13 protein-coding genes are annotated in these 19,739 nt (G+C 62.4%); 9 read left to right on the forward strand and 4 right to left on the reverse strand.

Features of this window, described 5'->3' with window-relative positions; translation table 11 throughout:
- The first annotated feature begins 47 nt into the window (after positions 1–47).
- Both speA and HX793_RS08840 read left to right on the forward strand, forming a co-directional pair.
- Positions 48–1,961 carry an arginine decarboxylase gene (speA, locus tag HX793_RS08835; protein WP_096144003.1) on the forward strand — a complete coding sequence of 638 codons (1,914 nt, stop codon included), beginning with the start codon at positions 48–50 and terminating at the stop codon, positions 1,959–1,961.
- Positions 1,962–2,101: 140 nt separating this feature from the next.
- Positions 2,102–2,965: an alpha/beta hydrolase gene (locus HX793_RS08840; protein ID WP_438810834.1), complete on the forward strand. Its 864-nt coding sequence runs from the start codon at positions 2,102–2,104 to the stop codon at positions 2,963–2,965.
- Here HX793_RS08840 and HX793_RS08845 read toward each other — a convergent pair.
- On the reverse strand, positions 2,910–4,247 hold the full coding sequence (locus HX793_RS08845) for an MATE family efflux transporter (RefSeq protein WP_177051445.1): 1,338 nt from the start codon (positions 4,245–4,247) through the stop codon (positions 2,910–2,912). The two genes, HX793_RS08840 and HX793_RS08845, sit on opposite strands and share 56 nt — an antisense overlap.
- Before the next feature lie 178 nt (positions 4,248–4,425).
- On the opposite strand from HX793_RS08845, the gene HX793_RS08850 reads away from it, so the two are divergent.
- On the forward strand, positions 4,426–9,324 hold the full coding sequence (locus HX793_RS08850; RefSeq protein ID WP_177094732.1) for an alpha-2-macroglobulin: 4,899 nt from the start codon (positions 4,426–4,428) through the stop codon (positions 9,322–9,324).
- A 137-nt stretch (positions 9,325–9,461) separates the two neighbouring features.
- On the opposite strand, the gene HX793_RS08855 is transcribed toward HX793_RS08850, so the two are convergent.
- Positions 9,462–9,755, reverse strand: coding sequence for a hypothetical protein (locus tag HX793_RS08855; protein ID WP_016977007.1), 294 nt, complete (start codon positions 9,753–9,755; stop codon positions 9,462–9,464).
- 90 nt (positions 9,756–9,845) lie between these two features.
- On the opposite strand from HX793_RS08855, the gene pbpC reads away from it, so the two are divergent.
- The 6 genes from pbpC (at position 9,846) to HX793_RS08885 (ending at position 16,559) form a co-directional block, all read left to right on the forward strand.
- A complete protein-coding gene (pbpC, locus tag HX793_RS08860) occupies positions 9,846–12,176 on the forward strand; it encodes a peptidoglycan glycosyltransferase PbpC (protein ID WP_177094733.1) in 2,331 nt (776 codons plus the stop codon).
- A 51-nt stretch (positions 12,177–12,227) separates the two neighbouring features.
- The gene (locus tag HX793_RS08865; RefSeq protein ID WP_038843772.1) at positions 12,228–12,536 is read left to right on the forward strand and encodes a MazG-like family protein; all 309 of its coding nucleotides are present in this window, start codon (positions 12,228–12,230) and stop codon (positions 12,534–12,536) included.
- A complete protein-coding gene (locus HX793_RS08870) occupies positions 12,529–13,278 on the forward strand; it encodes a methyltransferase (RefSeq protein WP_177094736.1) in 750 nt (249 codons plus the stop codon). Before HX793_RS08865 ends, HX793_RS08870 begins: the two co-directional genes overlap by 8 nt.
- Before the next feature lie 24 nt (positions 13,279–13,302).
- Positions 13,303–13,905 carry a DUF4136 domain-containing protein gene (locus HX793_RS08875; RefSeq protein ID WP_177094738.1) on the forward strand — a complete coding sequence of 201 codons (603 nt, stop codon included), beginning with the start codon at positions 13,303–13,305 and terminating at the stop codon, positions 13,903–13,905.
- A gap of 45 nt (positions 13,906–13,950) precedes the next feature.
- On the forward strand, positions 13,951–14,508 hold the full coding sequence (locus HX793_RS08880) for a DUF4136 domain-containing protein (protein ID WP_177094740.1): 558 nt from the start codon (positions 13,951–13,953) through the stop codon (positions 14,506–14,508).
- 104 nt (positions 14,509–14,612) lie between these two features.
- On the forward strand, positions 14,613–16,559 hold the full coding sequence (locus HX793_RS08885) for a pilus assembly protein TadG-related protein (RefSeq protein WP_177051439.1): 1,947 nt from the start codon (positions 14,613–14,615) through the stop codon (positions 16,557–16,559).
- Here the strand turns inward: HX793_RS08885 and HX793_RS08890 are convergent.
- Positions 16,556–19,273 (reverse strand): PAS domain-containing sensor histidine kinase, encoded by a 2,718-nt coding sequence (locus HX793_RS08890; RefSeq protein WP_177094742.1) that lies wholly within the window; start codon positions 19,271–19,273, stop codon positions 16,556–16,558. The genes HX793_RS08885 and HX793_RS08890 overlap by 4 nt on opposite strands.
- Positions 19,270–19,713 (reverse strand): TadE/TadG family type IV pilus assembly protein, encoded by a 444-nt coding sequence (locus HX793_RS08895; protein WP_016977015.1) that lies wholly within the window; start codon positions 19,711–19,713, stop codon positions 19,270–19,272. The genes HX793_RS08890 and HX793_RS08895 overlap by 4 nt, the downstream gene beginning before the upstream one ends.
- Between the last annotated feature and the right edge of the window lie 26 nt (positions 19,714–19,739).

Genomic DNA, 19,739 nt, shown 5'->3' on the forward strand with positions numbered 1-19,739 from the left:
GCCTCTGATAGGGGCGGTGCCTTCGACTTCATTTATAGGGGACTTCGATGTCCGTACGACGCACACGCAAAGACGATGGCAGCCAATGGACAGTTGCGGACAGCCGCAGTGTTTACGGGATTCGCCATTGGGGGGCCGGGTATTTCGCGATCAATGAAGCCGGTCGCGTAGAAGTCCGTCCGAACGGCCCGAACAGCACGCCTGTCGACCTGTACGAACAAGTCGACGAGTTGCGCAAGAGCGGCCTGTCGTTGCCGTTGCTGGTGCGCTTCCCCGACATCCTGCAAGACCGTGTACGCCAGCTGACCGGCGCTTTTGATGCGAACATCGAGCGCCTGGAATACCAGAGCAAGTACACCGCGCTGTATCCGATCAAGGTGAACCAGCAGGAAGCGGTGATCGAGAACATCATCGCCACCCAGAACGTGTCCATCGGCCTGGAAGCCGGCTCCAAGCCTGAGCTGCTGGCCGTGTTGGCCCTGGCGCCGAAGGGCGGCACCATTGTTTGCAACGGTTACAAGGACCGTGAGTTCATCCGCCTCGCGCTGATGGGCCAGAAGCTCGGCCACAACGTGTTCATCGTGATCGAGAAAGAATCCGAAGTTGAACTGGTGATCGAAGAGGCTGCCAGCCTCAAGGTCAAGCCACAGGTCGGCCTGCGCGTGCGTTTGTCGTCGCTGGCATCGAGCAAGTGGGCGGACACCGGCGGGGAAAAATCCAAGTTCGGTTTGTCGGCGGCGCAACTGCTGTCGGTGGTCGAGCGCTTCCGCGCGGCGGGCCTGGACCAGGGCATCCGCCTGCTGCACTTCCACATGGGCTCGCAGATCGCCAACCTGGCCGACTACCAGCACGGTTTCAAGGAAGCCATCCGTTATTACGGCGAGCTGCGCAACCTTGGCCTGCCGGTGGACCACATCGACGTCGGCGGTGGCCTGGGCGTGGACTACGACGGTACGCACTCGCGTAACGCCAGCTCCATCAACTACGACATGGACGACTACGCGGGTGTAGTCGTGGGCATGCTCAAGGAATTCTGCGACGCGCAGAGCCTGCCGCACCCGAACATCTTCTCCGAAAGCGGCCGTTCCCTGACCGCCCACCACGCCATGCTGGTGGTGCAGGTGACCGACGTCGAGAAACACAACGACGAAATCCCGACCATCGAGAACAAGGAAAGCCTGCCGGAAACCGTGCAATGGCTGGTGGACCTGCTCGGCCCGACCGACATCGAGATGGTCACCGAAACCTACTGGCGCGCCACTCACTATATGAGCGACGTGGCCACCCAGTACGCGGATGGCAAACTGACCTTGGCCGAGAAAGCCCTGGCCGAGCAGTGCTACTTCGCCGTGTGCCGCCGCCTGCACAACTCGTTGAAAGCCCGTCAGCGCTCGCACCGCCAGGTGCTGGACGAACTCAACGACAAGCTGGCCGACAAGTACATCTGCAACTTCTCGGTGTTCCAGAGCCTGCCGGACACCTGGGCCATCGGCCAGGTCTTGCCGATCCTGCCGCTGCACCGCCTCGATGAAGAGCCGCTGCGCCGCGCCGTGCTGCAAGACTTGACCTGCGACTCCGACGGCAAGATCAAGCAATACGTCGACGAGCAGTCCATCGAGACCAGCCTGCCGGTGCACGGCTTGAACGAAGGTGAAGACTACCTGCTGGGTATCTTCCTGGTCGGTGCTTACCAGGAAATCCTGGGCGACATGCACAACCTGTTCGGTGACACCGACTCGGTGAACATCTACCAGCGTGAAGACGGTTCGGTGTACAGCGCCGGGATCGAGACCCACGACACCATCGAAGACATGCTGCGTTATGTGCACTTGTCGCCGGAGGAGTTGATGACGCATTACCGCGACAAGTGTGCGAGCGCGAAGATCAGTGCGTCGGAGCGTACCCAGTTCCTGGATGCGTTGCGCTTGGGCCTGACGCGCTCTTCGTACCTGTCCTCCTGACTCCCCTGTAGGAGCGAGCTTGCTCGCGAAGAACGTTAACGATAACGCGGGCAGCCAGAATGCCCGCGTCGCCTGCGGGTTTTTCGCGAGCAAGCTCGCTCCTACACTGAGGTGCGTCAATGCTTAGGAAATGGTTTGTCATGGCATTCGCCGCATTGCTTGCGGCGTGCTCGCCCATCAAAGTGCTCAATGCACTCACTCCTTCCAACACCTTCACCAAAACTTCAGCCATCGCCTACGGCGATGACCCCCGGCAAAAGCTCGATATCTACCGACCTGTCCCTGCTATCTCCAACGCTCCAGTTGTGGTGTTTTTCTATGGCGGCAGCTGGAACAGCGGCTCCAGGGAGGACTACGGATTTGTCGGTGAAGCCCTCGCTTCACGCGGCATCGTCGTGGTGATCGCCGATTACCGCCTCTATCCTCAAGTGCGTTACCCCGCGTTTCTCCAGGACGGCGCCAACGCGGTGGCCTGGACCTATCAACACATCGCCGAATACGGCGCCGATCCGCAACAGCTGTATCTGATGGGTCACAGCTCTGGCGCCTACAACGCTTCGATGCTGGCGTTGGATAAGCGGTGGCTTGAGGCTGTGGATCTGTCGCCGTCAATCCTTAAAGGCTGGATCGGCCTGGCCGGGCCTTATGACTTTCTGCCGATTGAAAACCCTGACGTGAAACCGGTGTTTTTCTTCCCTGATTCACCGCCGGATTCCCAGCCGATCAATCACGTCAGCCGTGGTGCACCGCCCAGTCTGCTGATTGCTTCGACGGACGACAAACTCGTCAACCCCAAGCGCAACACGGGCGGGTTGGCAGAGCAATTACGGGCGGCGGGAGTACCCGTGGAAGAGTTTTACTTCAGCAAGACCAACCACCAGACGCTGGTGGGTGCGATCGCCAGGCCCTTGCGTTGGTTGGCGCCGGTACTGGACCGCGTCACCGCGTTTATCCAAGCCACTGATCCTGTCGATTCAAGCGCCAGGCAATCGCCCACAAAGTAAGGCTGCGCAGGGCCATGAATAGCAGGAAGGTTATCCACAGACCGTGGTTACCCAAACCCTGCAACGCCCACGCGAAGGGCAGTGTCAGCAAGACCGTCAGCAGCATGCCATTGCGCATCTCCCGCGCGCGGGTGGCGCCGATGAACAAGCCATCCAGCAAGTAACTCCACACTGCAATCAGCGGCAGTATCGCCAAGTAAGGCAGGTAGAGGTCGGCGGTTTCGCGCACGCTGGGGATATCGGTCTGCATGGCGACAAACAGGTGACCACCGGCGGTAAACAGCAAGGCAAAACCGACGCTGGCGATCAGCGACCAACCGCCGGCCACCACTAATGAACGACGCAAAGCCTGGCGGTCGTGGGCGCCGATGGCATGCCCGCACAGGGCTTCGACCGCATGGGCCAATCCATCCAAGGCATGGGCGGTCAGCAACAGGCCGTTGAGCAGCAGTGCATTGGCCGCCACGGTGGCATCGCCCAGTCTCGCGCCTTGCACCGTGATCATGAAAAACACCGATTGCAGCGCGAGGCTGCGGATAAAAATGTCGCGGTTGACCGCCAGCAGCGGACGCCAGCTTTCCCACAGCTTCAGCGCCGCCCAGGCGATATGACCCGGGTAGGCGCGCAGGGCTTTTTGCGTCATGGCCAGGCCGAGCAAAGCGCCGGTCCATTCCGCCACGACGGACGCACGCGCCGAACCGACCACACCCCACTCCAGCCCGAGTACGAACCACAGGTTCAGGGCGATGTTGACCAGGTTGGTGGTCAGCAGGATCACCAGAGGCGCGCGGGCGTTCTGCGTGCCGAGAAACCAGCCGACCAGCGCATAGCTGGCCAACGCAGCCGGCAGGCCGAACAGGCGAGTGTGGAAAAAATCCTGCGTCAGTTGATTGAGTTCGGGGGAGGGCTGCATCCATTCCAACGCCAGATGGCTCAGCGGAATGCCCACTGTGCCCAACAGCATCGCCAGGCCCAGTGCGAGCAGCAGGCCTTGCAGCAGGATTTGCCGCAGCGCCGCGCCATCATTGCGCCCAGCAGCCTGGGCGGCGAAACCGGTGGAGCCCATGCGCAGGAAACCCATGGCCCAGGCGAGGAAGGTGTACAGGCTGGCGCCGACCGCAACGGCACCCAACTGGTGCGCGTGGGGAAGATGGCCGATGACCATGCTGTCCACCAGCGCCACCAATGGCACCGAGATATTCGACAGGATCATCGGCGCGGCCAGGGCCCAGACGCGGCGGTGTGTGGGGCGGTGGCGCCAGTCGGTGAGTAAGGTGGGCATGCAGGCTCCTTGGGGGAGCGGCATTGTAACTGGCTGCCCTTGGCTGTGGGATTTGGCTTGATCAAGGATGATCTCAGAACCAAACCACCCTCCGTCGGTCAATGTGACCAGCACCTCATCGGCCCCACGCGGGCTGATATATAGTTCACCCCTCGGCCCCTCCCACTACGAGTGCCCCATGCTTAACAAAGGATTGTTCCTGGCCTGCGCGCTGGCCCTGCTGAGCGCCTGCGATTCCTCCGATAAACCGGCGGCCCCGACCGCTCCCGCAGCGGCAACAGTGGCACCCAAGCCAGCCAAGGCCGCAGTGGATGTGGCGGCGCTGAAACAGCGTTATGCCGGGCGTGAGTTGAGCGTGGTGGATGTGTCCGAAGTGCAGCTCGACGGCGCCAGCACGCTCTCTGTGAGCTTTTCCATTCCGCTGGATCCCGATCAAAAATTCGCCGACAAACTTCACCTGGTGGACAGCAAGTCCGGCAAGGTCGATGGCGCCTGGGAAATCTCCGATAACCTGATGGAATTGCGCCTGCGCCACTTGGAGCCACAGCGCAAGCTGGTGCTGACAGTCGATGCCGGTGTGAAGGCGGTCAACGACAACACGCTCGCCGCCGAATACACAGCCCGCCTGGAAACTCGCGACCTGCAAGCCACTGTCGGCTTTGCCAGCCGTGGCACCTTGCTGCCGACACGCCTGGCCGAAGGCCTGCCGGTGATCGCGCTGAACGTCGACAAGATCGATGTCGAATTCTTCCGCATCAAACCCGAATCCCTGCCTACCTTCCTCGCGCAGTGGGGCCGCAACACCAGCCTGCAAAGCTATGAATCCCGCGAACTGCTGCCCTTGGCCGACTTGGTCTACGGCGGCCGTTTCGACCTGAACCCGGCGCGCAACACCCGTGAAACCCTGTTGCTGCCGATCGCCGGCCTCAAGCAACTGCAGCAGCCTGGCGTGTACCTGGCGGTGATGCGGGCTTCGGGTACCTACAACTATTCCCAACCGGCCACGCTATTCACCCTGAGTGATATCGGCCTGTCGGTGCACCGTTACGCCAATCGCCTGGACGTGTTTACCCAGGCGCTGGAAGGCGGCAAGGCACTGGATGGCGTCGACCTTGAGGTGCTCGACGCCGAAGGCCGCGTGCTGGGCCAGGGCAAGACCGAGAAGGGCGGCCACGCCGAGTTGCCATTGCCGAAAAAGGCTCAGGTGCTGTTGGCCAAGCAGGGCGAGCAGACCAGTATGCTGCGCCTCGACAGCGCCGCGTTGGACCTGGCCGAGTTCGACATCGGCGGCCAACCCTCCCACCCTTTGCAGTTCTTTGTGTTTGGCCCGCGCGACCTGTATCGCCCTGGCGAAACCGTGCTGCTCAACGCCCTGCTGCGCGACAAGGACGGCAATGCCGTCAAGCCGCAGCCGGTGAGCGTCGAAGTCCGTCGACCGGATGAGCAGGTCAGCCGCAAGTTCGTGTGGGACGCCGATGCCTCTGGCCTCTATCAGTATCAACTGCAACTGGCCGGCGAAGCACCGACCGGGCGCTGGCAGTTGGTGTTCGACCTGGGTGATGGCAAGCCGCAGCTGTATGAATTCCTTGTAGAAGACTTCCTGCCCGAGCGCCTGGCGCTGGAACTCAAGGGCAGTGACACCCCGCTGAAGCCGGCGGACGACGCGGTGATCCAGGTCAACGGCCGTTACCTGTACGGCGCGCCTGCCTCGGGCAATCGCGTCAGCGGCCAAGTCTATGTGCGGCCGTTGCGCGAAGCGGTCAAGTCGCTGCCGGGCTATCAGTTCGGCTCCGTCACCGAAGAAGAACTGAGCCAGGATTTCGAACTGGACGAAAGCGTACTCGACGCCAAGGGCCAGGAAGCACTGACCCTGGAAAGCAAATGGGCCGAGGCCAAGTCGCCCTTGCAATTGATCGTGCAGGCCAGCCTGCAAGAGTCGGGCGGACGGCCGATCACCCGGCGCCTGGTGCAGCCGATCTGGCCGGCCGAGCAGTTGCCGGGCCTGCGCGGGCTGTTTGACGGCAAGGAAACCAACGGCGACGGCCCCGCAGAATTCGAAGTGCTGCTGGCCAACCAGGACGGGCAGAAACTCGCCGCGCCGAACCTCAAGGTGCGCCTGGTGCGTGAGCGCCGCGACTACTACTGGAACTACTCCGAGAATGATGGCTGGAGCTATCACTTCAACGAGAAATTCCTCAACCTCGACGAACAGACCCTGAACATCAAGGCCGGCGATACCGCCAAGGTCAGCTTCCAGGTGGAGTGGGGGCCTTACCGCGTGGAAGTGGAGGACCCGCAGACCGGCTTGGTCAGCAGCCTGCGCTTCTGGGCTGGCTACCAGGCCCAGGACAACACCGAAGGCGGCGCCGTACGGCCTGATCAAGTCAAGCTGGCGCTGGATAAACCAGCCTATGGCGATGGCGATACGGCCAACGTGACCGTCACGCCGCCGGCTGCGGGTAAGGGCTACCTGCTGGTGGAATCCGCCGAAGGCCCGTTGTGGTGGCAGGAAATCGACGTGCCGGCTGAAGGCAAAAGTTTTGCCGTGAAGCTCGACCCGAAATGGTCGCGCCATGACTTGTATGTCAGCGCCTTGGTGATTCGCCCCGGCGAGCGCAAAGCCAACATCACACCCAAACGTGCAGTCGGCCTGCTGCACCTGCCGCTGGATCGCACCCAGCGCAAGCTTGGCGTGACCCTCAGCGCGCCGGAAAAAATGCGCCCCAAACAGCCGCTCACCGTGAAAATCGCCGCCAAGAATGCCGATGGTAGCGTGCCGAAACAGGTGCATGTACTGGTCGCAGCCGTGGACGTGGGCATCCTGAATATCACCGAATACCCGACGCCGGATCCGTATTCCAGCCTGTTCGGTCGCAAAGCCTACGGCGTGGACCAATTCGATATCTACGGCCAGTTGATCGAAGCCGGCCAGGGTCGATTGGCCAGCCTGGCATTTGGTGGTGATGCGGCGCTGGCCAAAGGCGGCAAGCGCCCGGACACCAGTGTGACCATCGTCGCCCTGCAAAGCGCGCCGGTGACCTTGAATGAGCAAGGCGAGGGCGAAGTCAGCGTCAATATTCCCGATTTCAATGGCGAACTGCGGCTGATGGCCCAGGCCTGGAGCGACGATCGCTACGGCATGGCCGAAGCCAAGACGGTGATTGCCGCGCCGCTGATTGCCGAGCTGTCGGCGCCGCGCTTCATGGCGGGTGGTGACCAGACCACGTTGGCGCTGGACCTGTCCAACCTGTCGGGCAAACCGCAGAAACTCGATGTGCAACTGAGTGCCGACGGGCAGTTGGAGCTGGTCAGCAGCGGCGCGCAAAGCGTCGAACTCAAGCAAGGCCAGCGCACCACCCTGCGCATCCCGGTGAAAGCCTGGGGCGGGTTGGGGCAGGGCAAGGTCAAGGTGACGGTGAATGGCCTGGATCTGCCGGGTGAGAACCTGCCGCCGTTTACGCGCGAATGGACCCTGGGTGTGCGTCCGGCCTATCCGGCGCTGCTCAAGCACTATCGCGCGGTGCTGAAGGATCAACCGTGGAGCTTGCCGGCGGGGACGCTGGATCAGTTCGACGCCTCGGGGCGCCAGGCGCTGCTGAGCCTGTCGAGTCGACCGCCGCTGAACCTAGGCGCGCAGATCAGTGCCCTCAAGGCCTACCCCTACGGTTGCCTGGAGCAGACCGCGAGCGGCCTGTACCCGTCGCTGTATGCCGACGATGCATTGCTCAAGCGCCTGTCAATCAAAGGCGAGTCGGACAGCGAGCGCAAACGCAAGATCGAGTTGGGCATCGAGCGCCTGTTGGGCATGCAGCGCTACAACGGCAGCTTCGGGTTGTGGGGCGCGGATGGCGAAGAGGAATATTGGCTGACAGCTTACGTCACCGACTTCCTGCTGCGCGCTCGCGATCAGGGTTTCGCGGTGCCGCCTGAAGCCTTGAAAAAGGCCAGCGAGCGTCTGCTGCGCTACGTGCAGGAACGCAACCTGATCGACGTCGATTACAGCGACAATGCCGACCACACCCGCTTTGCCGTGCAGGCCTACGCGGGCATGGTGCTGGCGCGCAGTCAGCAGGCGCCGTTGGGCGCGTTGCGCAGCATCTTCGAACGCCGCAGCGATGCGCGCTCCGGTCTGCCGCTGGTGCAGTTGGCCATCGCGTTGCAGAAGATGGGTGACCAGCCGCGTGCGGACCAGGCGTTGCTCGCCGGCCTGGCGGCGCAGCGTAATGCCAATGAATGGCTGGCCGACTACGGCAGCCCGTTGCGCGACCAGGCGATGATCCTGGCCTTGCTGGAAGAGAACGACTTGGCCAAGGGCAAGCGCGAGGAGCGCTTGTTCACGCTGTCGGATCAACTGGCGGCCAGCCCGTATTTGTCGACCCAGGAGCGCAACTCGCTGTTCCTGGCCGGGCGCCTCGGGTTTGCCAAGCCTGATGCGAACTGGCAAGTGTCATTGACGGGCAGTGGCAGTGTGCAGGAACTGAACAATCAGCAGTCGACGCTGGAGTTGGAGGGCAAGTGGCTGTCCAGTGATCTGACCTTGAGCAATCAGGGCGAGACGCCGGTGTACCAGCAACTGACGATTTCGGGTTATCCACAGGTGCCACCGGCACCGGGTGGCGACAACCTGAGCATCCGCCGCGAATACCTGGGCATGAACGGCCAGCCGTTGAACCTGCGCAGCCTCAACAGTGGCGATCTGGTGCTGGTGCATTTGGCGGTCAGCGCCAAGCAGCGGGTGCCGGATGCGTTGGTGGTGGACCTGTTGCCGGCGGGCCTGGAACTGGAGAACCAGAACCTGGCGCAAAGCGCCGCCAGCCTGGAAAACGCCAGCAGCCAAGTGAAGGAGTGGCGTGAGTCGATGCAGAACGCATCACTCAAGCACCAGGAGTTCCGTGATGACCGCTACGTGGCGGCGATCAACCTGGAAGGCTCCGGCACCACGCACCTGCTGTACCTGGCGCGTGCCGTGACGCCAGGCACTTACCGTGTGCCACCGCCGCAAGTGGAGTCGATGTACCGGCCGAACTGGCAGGCGGTGGGCGAGACGCCGGCGGATCTGGTGATCAAGGGGCGGTAAAATCTCAACTTGAAATGGGGATCACATGTGGGAGCGGGCTTGCTCGCGAATGCGGAGTATCAGTCAGCGCATCTATGACTGACTCACCGCATTCGCGAGCAAGCCCGCTCCCACAAGGGATTTGTGGTGTTTTTGGATTAGTGGACGACCCAGCTCAGTAGCCACAGGCCCAACAGCAACCAGATAATCCCCATGATGATCGACGCCCGCATAAAGGCGCGCACCGCCGAGTACAGCAGCATCAGGCCGATGATCAGGGTGATGATGCTGATGATCGAGGTGTCCATGCCCAAGGTGCGGGACAAGCCATCGATGAAGTTGCCGCCGGCATTGGTCAGTGCACCGAACAGGCCGCTGAGCCCGTCGACGATAAAACGGATGATGGAACCGAGCGCCTGGCCCAACCAACCGAAAAAGCTTTCTACCTGCATATGTGTGTCCTGATGAGAAGGTGGGCGTATCTGTGCCTTTGGTTGTTATTGCAACAGGCTAGTTCCCTACCAGCATAGAGGTTTGCCCGTTTGAGTTTGCGTTTAGTTGCCCGTTGGACCTTGGCCAGCCTGTTGTTGGTGGTGGCCTTGCTGTGGCTGGCCGACCGCATCTGGCCTCTCCCGTTGCCCAAGGATGACCTGGCGCGGGTGGTACTGGCCGAGGATGGCACGCCGTTGTGGCGGTTTGCCGATGCCAATGGCGTGTGGCGCTACCCGGTGCAGACCAGCGACGTGTCGCCGTATTACCTGGACGCGCTGCTGACTTATGAGGACCGTTGGTTTTACCAGCATCCCGGCGTGAATCCGCTGGCGCTGGCGCGGGCGACGTGGCAGAACCTGACGGGCGCGCGGGTGGTGTCGGGCGGCAGCACTTTGTCGATGCAGGTGGCGCGGTTGCTGGATCCGCATTCACGCACCTTCCACGGCAAGTTGCGCCAGTTGTGGCGCACGGCGCAGTTGGAGTGGCACCTGTCCAAGGCCGAAATCCTCAACCTCTACCTGAACCGCGCACCGTTTGGCGGTACGTTGCAGGGCGTGGCAGCGGCCAGTTGGGCCTACCTGGGCAAATCCCCTGCGCAACTGACCCACGCCGAGGCCGCCTTGCTCGCCGTTCTGCCTCAGGCCCCCAGCCGTTTGCGCCCAGATCGCCATCCCCAGCGTGCCCAGCAAGCCCGCGACAAAGTCTTGCGCCGTCTCGCTGAATTCCAGGTATGGCCGCAGTCTGCCGTCGATGAAGCCCTTGAAGAACCGTTGCTGCTCGCGCCACGCTTGGAGCCGAGCCTGGCGCCCTTACTCGCGCGTCGCCTGAACCGCCCCGACAGCCCTCCGCTGATCCGTACCACTCTGGATGCCACGTTGCAGCGCCGTCTTGAAGACCTGCTGCTAGGTTGGCGCGCGCGGCTGCCGGAGCACACGTCCGCCGCGATCCTGGTGGTGGAAGAGGAAAGCATGGCCGTGCGCGCCTACCTCGGCTCGGTGGACATCAACGATGCCAAGCGCTTCGGCCACGTGGACATGATCAGCGCCTTGCGTTCGCCGGGTTCCACCCTGAAACCGTTCCTCTATGGCATGGCCCTGGATGACGGCCTGATCCACTCCGAATCCCTGTTGCAGGACGTGCCCCGGCGTTATGGCGATTACCGGCCGGGCAACTTCTCCATGGGCTTTACTGGCGCGGTGCCGGCGAGTACGGCGCTGTCGAGTTCGCTCAACTTGCCGGCGGTGCAGTTGCTGGAAGCCTATGGGCCCAAGCGCTTTGCCGCCGAAATGCGCATCGGCGGCGTGCCGCTGGCGCTGCCCGCGTTGGCCGAACCGAACCTGGCGCTGATCCTGGGCGGCGCAGGCAGTCGTCTCGAAGACCTGGTAAGCGGCTACAGCGCCTTCGCCCGGGACGGCAGGAGCGCCACTATTCGATTGCAGCCGGACGATACGCTCAGGGAACGGCCGTTACTGTCGCCAGGGTCCGCCTGGATTGTGCGGCGTATCCTCAGCGGCCAGGCGCGGCCCGACCGTGACCCGCGTGCCGAGTTGGTGCAACGCCCGGTGCTGGCCTGGAAAACCGGCACCAGCTACGGTTTTCGCGATGCCTGGGCGATTGGCGTGGGCCCGCGCTATCTGATCGGCGTGTGGATCGGCCGCCCGGACGGCACGCCAGTGCCGGGCCAGTTTGGCCTGGCCTCGGCAGCGCCGTTGATGTTGCAGGTGCACGACGTGCTGACCAACCGCGACAGCCAGCGTGGTATCAGCGCCCCCGTTAAACCGGTACCGGCCAATGTTGGCGTGGCGGCGATCTGTTGGCCGCTGGGCCAACCCATGAGCCGCAGTGACCCCAATTGCCGCCGCCAGCGTTTTGCCTGGACCCTGGATCACACCACGCCGCCAACCTTGCAGGCACTGGACCACCCGTTGAGCGTGGGGTTGATGGAGAGCGTGTGGGTCAATGCCAAGGGCTTGCGGGTCGACGCCCATTGCCCCGGCGCCGAGCCGAAAAACATCGCCCTGTGGCCCGCCCCCCTGGAACCCTGGCTGCCACGGGCCGAACGCCGCGAAGCGCGCATCCCGGCCGCCGACCCCGATTGCCCGCCTCCGGCATTGGCCGCGTCGTCACCGCTGTCGATTGTTGGGGTACGCGAAGGCGACCAATTGCGCCTGCCCGCCGCCAGCCAACAGGCCCTGCGCCTGAAAATCTCCGCCTTGGGAGGGAGCGGGCGACGCTGGTGGTTCCTCAATGGTGCGCCGCTGGGGGACAGCGCCAACCAGGACTTTATCAACGCCAGTTTCGAACGGCTGGGCCGTTATCAGTTGAGTGTGCTGGACGAGGCGGGGCAGACGGCCAGGATCGAATTCAGTGTGGTGGATTAACTTGCCTTCCGGCGCTTTCGGCCCGAAGCTATCCACCTTCAGGAGTACCGCATGAACCTCGAACACCTCACCGAACGCCTGCACCGCATCCGCGATACCAACAATTGGAAACAATTCCACAGCCCAAAAAACCTGGCCATGGCCGCCAGCGTGGAAATGGCCGAGCTGGTGGAAATCTTTCAATGGCTGACCGAAGACCAGTCGCGCCAGCTGCCGGCCGACACACTCGCCCATGCCGGGCAGGAAGTCGGCGATATCGTGTTGTACCTGCTGTTGCTGTGCAGCGAGTTGGGCCTGGACATGAACGAGGTGGTGCGCGCCAAGTTGGCCGACAGCGAACGGCGGTTTGCCCATGAGTGATCGTCATTTCGACCAACTGGCTACGCGTTTCGCCGAAAAAATCTACGGCGGTGCCAAAGGCGCGATTCGCCTGGCGGTGCTCCAGGCCGACCTGACCGAAGCCCTGCCGAAACGCCCGTTGCGCGTGCTGGATATCGGCGCGGGCCTGGGCCATATGTCGCTGTGGCTGGCCGAGCAAGGCCATGACGTCACCCTGGCCGAGCCCGCCGAGCCGATGCTGGAAGGCGCCCGTCAACGCTTTGCTGACGCCGGACAGACTGCCACCTTTATCCATGCGCCCTGGCAAGACCTGCTCGGCCAACTCACCGAACCCTACGACCTGGTGTTGTGTCATGCCGTACTGGAATGGCTGGCCGAGCCCCATGCAATTCTGCCGGTTTTGCATCAGCTCACGGTGCCTGGCGGCTGGTTGTCGCTGGCGTTCTACAACCGCGATGCGCTGATTTACCGCAACCTGCTCAAAGGCCACTTCCGCAAAATGCGCAAGAATGACATGGCCGGCGAAAAGCAAAGCCTGACGCCGCAACAACCCCTCGATCCCCGTGAGTTGGCGGCGCAACTCGAAGGTCTTTGGCAGGTCGAAAGCCAAAGCGGCGTGCGGGTGTTCCACGACTATATGCCGGTGGAATTCCAGGCCCGCGCCAATTTGCAGGACCTTTTGGAGATGGAACTCGCTCACCGTCGTCACCCAAGCTTTGCCGGACTTGGGCGTTATTTGCACTGGATTTGCCGTCCGGTTTAAGCGGCCCAGTCTGCGGAGGTCGAAATGCGTCGTCTCTGTTTGATCCTGTTGTCCCTGGGTTTGGGCGCCTGTTCCAGCCCAAACCCTTATGTGGCCGCTTCGGCGCCGATTCCTCCGGCGCCGCCCCAGGCGGCCAATACCTTTGATGCCAGCGCCTACCCGGCGCCCGTGCGCGATTACGGCGCCTACCGCAACTGGGCCTGGCGCAACGGCCAGTTGCCGGCGGGCACGGCCTGGGTGGATTCGGCGCAGATTGCCGAAGCGGTCAGCGGTGCCCTTGACCAACGCGGGCTGCGCCCCTTGCATGACAATCGCCCGGCGGACCTGTTTGTCAGCGCCGATGTGCGCCTGGAGAAGCGTCTCAAGCAGGTCCAGGATGACTACGGCTACGGTTATGGCGGCTACAACCGCTATGGCAATGGTTACGGCATGTACAACTCGGTGCCGATCGTGCGCACCTATGAAGTGCAGGTCGTGGTGGTTCGCGTCAACCTGTTCGATGCCCGCACCGGCCAGCCGGTGTGGAGTGCCAGTGCGGAAACCGGCAGCCAGGGAAGCCTCAGTGAGCGGGGAGATGCCTTGCGCCAGGCGGTGCAAAAGGCAATGACGGCGTATCCTCCCAGTTAACAGCTATTCTCATCTTTAGCGCGGGTCGCTCTTTGGAGAAAAACCATGTTTCGTCGTATCGCTACGCTTGCTGTTGTAGTGCTGCTGGGCGGTTGCCAGACCAGCCAGATCAACCACGATTTTGACGCCAGCCGGGACTTCGGTGCCTACCGCAGTTGGGCCTGGAAAGACCCGGCGCTGCAATACCGTCCGGATGATCCGCGCATCAAGAGCGACCTCACCGAGCAGCGCATCCGCCAGGCCGTGGGTGAACAACTCGACCAGCGCGGTCTGCGCCCAGCGGCGCCGGGCAGCAAGGCTGACCTGAATGTACAGGCTTACCTGATCGTCGAAGACCGCCAGCAACAAGTCACCACCAACTACGGCGGTGCCTGGGGTGGCCCATGGAACGGCTATTGGGGCGCGCCGATGTACAACGAAACGCGCAACATCACCTACAAAGTCGCCACCATCCAGATCGACCTGCTCGACGGCAAGGACGGCAAGTTGGTGTGGCGCGGCAGCGACGAACAGATGATGGCCACTTCGCCCAACCCCCAGGACCGTGACAAAGCCATCCGCACCACCGTCACACGCGTCCTCTCCAGCTACCCACCGCACTAGAAATACCTTCCGCCAGTCGTCAATGTGGCGACTGGCCAGCGCGCACCTGAAGCCTTGTCTACACTCCAACCCAACAATGGAGAGTAAGCGCTAAGGAGTGCCTGATGTCTCCCCGACTTGGTTCACGGCAGCGTGGTGCGATTGGCTTGATGGCGGCAGGCACCTTGGCGGTGGCCATGGTGTTTATGCTGCTGGCGTTGGACAGCGGCCGTCTGTACCTGGAAAAACGCCGGTTGCAGTCCATCGCCGACACAGCGGCATTGGAAGCCGCTGGTCGTGGCGGCCTGTGCACGCCCACTAACACGGCCAATGATTACGCCAAGGAAAACGCCGCGCGCAACGGCTTCACCGTGGTCGCCGGCGACAACAGTCGGGGCCTGGCCGTGACCTGTGGCACCTTGCCCACCAATGCCAGCAATATCCGTGTGTTCGTCGCTGATGCGACCAAGAACGACGCCATACGCGTGGTCGCAACGCGCAGTGTCATGACAAGTCTCGCCAACGGGATCTGGAATATGTTCAGCGGCGCGCCGGTTGCCGCCCAGACGATATTGAGTGCCACCGCCGTGGCTGCGGCTGCGCCACCGGTGGCGCAACTGACCATTCGCAGCAGTCTGGCCTCCGTGAATTCGGCCAACTCCCCGTTGCTGAACCTGGTGATCGGCAATCTATTGGGCGGCAGCCTGTCCCTGACGGCCGCAGGCTGGAATGGCTTGCTGACGACGAACTTGAACCTGCTCAGCTATCTGGATCAGTTGGCGATTGATTTGACAATCAAGGCGGGCGACTACGACGCGCTGCTAAGCACCGCGGTCTCCGCCCGCCAGTTGCTCGACGCCGCCGTGACGATCCTGCAGAAAAACGGTGCGGTCGCCTCGGCGGTCATCAATGATTTGATTACAGTGAAAGCCATTGCTCCGAATACACAGCTTCTTAAGGTTGGCGATTTGCTGAAAGTCGCCACCGGGACGCCGGCGGCAGCTTTGAATACCAGTGTGCAGTTGTTTCAGTTACTGGAGACAGTGGCGCAGCTCTCCAGTAGCAAAAGTGCGGTCAGTGCGGCAGCCCAAGTGAATATTCCGCTGGTAGGCACCGTCTCGATCCAGACCAAAGTCATCGAGCCGCCGCAAATGTCGGCGATTGGCAATCCACTAAAGGCCAAGGCGGGGCTTTTGAATAACCCGCGAACGGATCAGATTTTTGTGCGGACGGCCCAGGTACGCACCTTGGTCACGATTGATGCGCCGATCATCAAGGTGGTGTCGGGGGTTACATCGATTCTGAGCGGGCTTGCGACGCCGGTATCCAAGGTGGTCGGTGGTTTGTTGAACTTGAATCTTCTGGATGTGGTGGCCGGTGTCGTGTGCTTAGTGGGGTGTAATGTCGCTGACGTGGATATCACCCAGACCTTGTCCATCTATATCGAGGCGGCCAGTGCAGAGAGCCACGTGACGGACTTCAGTTGCGCCACGCCGGCCACCAAGTCGTTGACGGTGCAGGCCACCACTTCACTCGCCACCCTGGGTGTGGGTTATGTTGATCCGGTGTCGGCATTTTCATCGTCTGCGGCAGTGAATGTGCAGCCGGTGAGGCTGATCGACTTTGGCCAACGCTTTTGCCTGCTGACGTTGGTGTGTGGTCCGCGCACCCCCGGTGTTGGCGGCGGCCTGAATCTGAGAGCGTTGTCCACCATAGCCGAGCAAACCAATACGTTGGTGTTTAATCCGGTGAATGACATCAACGCGGCAACGATCTACAAAAAACCACCCGGCACCGCCGATATCCTGTTTAGTCTGGGCAATACCCTGAACGGTCTGCAGGTCACCTACGTACCGCCCAGCGGCAGCACACCCAACCCGGCGAATGGCACCGTTACCAATGCGCTGGCGACCATCATCAGTTCGGTGGTGGGCCTTGTTCAAAACGTCCTGTCGCCGATACTCGACCCCATCGTCAACACGTTGCTCTCGGCGCTGGGCATCAGCTTGGGCAACGCCGAGGTCGGCGCCAACCTCAGTTGCCACATGGGCCGTGCCTATCTGGTGATCTAACTGACCGGTAACTCCACACAAAACCTCGCGCCGTGCTCGCCATTGGCGACGCTCAGGCGTCCGCCCATGTTTTCCACGATCCCGTAGCTCACCGACAAGCCCAACCCCGTGCCCACGCCGATGGGCTTGGTGGTGAAGAACGGCTCGAAAATCCGCTCCAGCAACCGTGGGTCAATGCCGCCACCGTTATCTTCAACCCAGATGCGCACATGCCGGCTGTCATGCTCGCAGTGCAGGGCGATCCACGGGCGGAACCCGGGATCCTTTTCCCGCTTGCTCAGCAACGCATCACGGGCGTTGACCATCAGGTTGATCAGCACTTGCTCAAGCTGGTCGACATGCCCTTTGACCTGCACCGTGAAGTCCGCAGGTGTGATGCGCAGGTCCACGCCCTTGCCGCGCAAGCCTTCGCCCAGCAGCGACAGGGTGCCTTCCACCGCCTGTGACGGGTCGAAGGGCTGTTGTTCGATTTCCGAGCGGCGGCCGAACACGCGCATGTGGTCCACCACCCGCGCCGCGCGCTGTACCTGGGTGTCGATGCGCTGGAGCTTTTCGGTAAGGTAGTCGATCTGCGCGTCGCCGTTGCTCAGGCGCTTCAGCACATTGACGATGGCCATGCGCATCACGTTCAGCGGCTGGTTGATCTCATGGGCCAGGCCGGTGGCCATTTCGCCAAGGGTGGCCATCTTGGCGCTTTGGGTCAGTTGCTGCTGGGAGCGGCGCACTTCGGTGTTGTCGCGGCCCACCGCTTGCACCTCCACCAGTGTGCCCTGTTCGTCGAACACGCCACGGTCCGACCACACCCACCAGGCATGTTCGCGGCCGGGCAATTCCAGGCTGATCTCGGCGGTGCTGACCGGGAATTCCGGGGTCAATTGATCGATGCGTTGCACAAAGGCCTGGCGTTGTTCGTCCGACAGCCAGTGCCCCAGGTTCAGCCCTGGCAATTGCGCCGGCAGGCATTCCAGGTAGTTGGCCAACGGTGTATTGCCAAAGGTCAGGGTCAGGTCAGGGCGATAGCGACAGATCATCGCCGGGGAGTCTTCGACCAGGATGCGGTAGCGTTCTTCGCTCTGTTTGATCTGCTCGGCCGCCAGGGTCGCCTCGGTGACATCCAGCCATAAACCGACGGCTTCGACCGGCAGGCCCAGGTCGTCGCGCAACAGCTTGGCTTCGTCCAGCAGCCAATGGTAATGGCCCTGTTTGTCACGCAGGCGGTAGCGGCTGCGTACGCTGCCTTCGCGCAGCAGTTGGCGGCTGCGCTCGAAGTACAGCTCGCGGTCTTCGGGGTGGATCAGTGACGCCAAGTTGTCAGGGGTGCAGTCGGCCAGGGTCCAACCCAGCAGCGGCAGCAGGCTGTCGCTGAAGAACGCCGGGAGCAGGGCGCCGCTGACATAACGTTGCACATAGATCACCGCCGGTGAGCTGGCGATCAGGTTGTCCAGGCGCGCATGGGCGGCGGCGGCTTGCAGTTGCTGGTTCTTGATGTCGCTGATGTCGAGCATGAAGCCGATCCAGCGCCGGTTATCGCCCACGCCCAGCACCTGGCCCTGGACGCGATACCACAGCGGGTTGTGCTCGGCGTCGGTACGCTGCAGGCGCACGCTGGTCAGCAGCGGCTTGCCCAGGGCCTGCAGATCGTGCAGACGGCTGTTGAGCGCCTGGCGGTCGGCGGGATGGATCAGTTCAAGCCACTGGTCCAGCGGCTGGCGGGTCGGGCCGTCTTCCAGGCTGAGATTGTGCAGCAACTGCGGGGCCAGCTGGATCTCCTGAGTGGCAGGCAGCAGTTCCCACCAGCCGGTGCCTAGCAGGCCTTGCAGGGCTTCCATGCGGTCAAGCTGTTGGTGGTTGCGTTGCTCGCGCAGGCGACTCAGCAGCGGGGCGGCGAGGGCGGCGGTGAGGTTCAACCAGTCCCGTTCGCTAGTGTGTTGCTGGCCGCTGTAGAACCCGCAGAGCAACCAAGCGGCGACGCCCTGGCTGTCACGATAAGGCACCAGGAATCCATCGGCACTCCCGAAAATGCTCTGCAGGCGAGGGTTGTCACTGCGCTCCTGGGCCAGGCTCAACGGCGTATTACCATTGGCACTGTCCAGGCTGATGCCCAAGGACTGGCCGGTCTGCCACAAGGCGGGCGCATCGTGGGCGGCGTAGTGGCTGTAGATCCGCCAACCCTGGTCTTCTTCATCGAGCAAGGCCATGGCCACGCAGGGGATTCGCCAGCGCTGGGCCAGGCTGCGCAGGTGTTCGTTGAACACCTCGGGCAGGCGGGTCAGGCTGCATACCCGCAGTTGTTCGCTCATCTGGCAGGCGAGTTGATGGTTCTGTTCGCGGTGCTGGGCCAGTTGCCTGCTGGCCAGCAAGTCGCTGACGTCCTGCAGGCGCAAACTCCAGCCGTCGCCCTCGGGTTCGACCCAGCCACGGGTGTGCAGGATCTGGCCGGCGGCGCCTTGAAAGTCCAGATCCAGGCTCTGGCGTTGCCAGTCGGCGGGTTTGCCTTCGATGCTCAAGGCGCTGCTGGCGCATAACAGCTCGCGCAGCAACGGGCGCGGTTCATGTGGGGCGAGCAGTGAGCGCAGGGTGCCGTTGATGCTCAGCACGTGGCCCACAGCGTCCAGTTGCAGGTGCAGCCCTGGCGTGGGTGTGCTGGGTGTATCGAGCGCGAGCGCGCTGCTGCGGCCGAGCATGCGCCCGAAGAGCTTGTCCCCCGAGGTCAAAGCTGCAGACTCGAACTGGCGAACAGGTTGGCCGGCAGATTCGGCACGGTGCCGATGACCGGCAACACCAATGCCGGGAACACCGAATAGAGGCGGCTGGTGGGGTATTTGATCGTGACGGTCAGCGTGTTACCGGTGTAGTTGGCGGTGATTAAGTCGTCCGAAAACTGGAAGCTGGCCGGGATCCACTTCAACTGGTTTTTCGCCGTTGTTTTGGCAAGTGTAGTCACCTGCGTGGGGTAAGCGGTACCGGCGGCTACCGGGTCCACCGACATGGCCTGGCGCACGCCTTCCGCCGCCGCCTGGTTGAACGACTGCAACATCAGCAACGGCAGGCTATAGCTGATCAACCCATAAAACACCGCAAAAAAGATCCCGAAGACCAGGGCGAACTCAATCGCGGCTGCACCTTTTTGCTTTCCAGGCAGGCCTGTTTTCATGACTGCGTCTACCCTGACGGCTACTA

Origin of the sequence: Pseudomonas reactans (assembly GCF_013387025.1) — a bacterium.
In the GTDB taxonomy this organism is placed as follows: domain Bacteria; phylum Pseudomonadota; class Gammaproteobacteria; order Pseudomonadales; family Pseudomonadaceae; genus Aquipseudomonas; species Aquipseudomonas reactans.